At 62.5% G+C, this 304-nt stretch carries 1 protein-coding gene; it reads left to right on the top strand.

What is annotated here, in order from left to right; all coding sequences use genetic code 11:
* Positions 1-124: 124 nt before the first annotated feature.
* Positions 125-304 (top strand): hypothetical protein (locus E5Q11_RS17910; protein ID WP_210426346.1); only part of this gene is annotated, 180 nt, incomplete at its 3' end.

Genomic DNA, 304 nt, shown 5'->3' with positions numbered 1-304 from the left:
GGCGGGTGATATAACGCTTGCGCCAGGCCGGCACAGCGGCGAGTCTGTTTGGCACGGATGGCGCACCCAGTCCGTCCACCAGAAACAGTTCGGGCTGCCCCCGCCTGTCTGCAATTACCAGGTTATGGGGCAGCAAATTACGGGTGAGGATACCGGTTTCCAGCAGCCAGCTGCAGAATCTTTCGACAGCAGCCTGTGCGCGCTGATCAAACCCACGCTGTCACAAATAGTGTTCGAGAGTTTGGGCCGGCAGCCGGCGCGGCCGCTGGCGAAAGTGGCCTCCGGGGGTGAGCTGTCGCGGATC

It is taken from the genome of Marinobacter confluentis (genome assembly GCF_004785685.1).
In the GTDB taxonomy this organism is placed as follows: Bacteria; Pseudomonadota; Gammaproteobacteria; order Pseudomonadales; family Oleiphilaceae; genus Marinobacter; species Marinobacter confluentis.
This window is presented reverse-complemented; position numbering and strand designations above follow the sequence as displayed.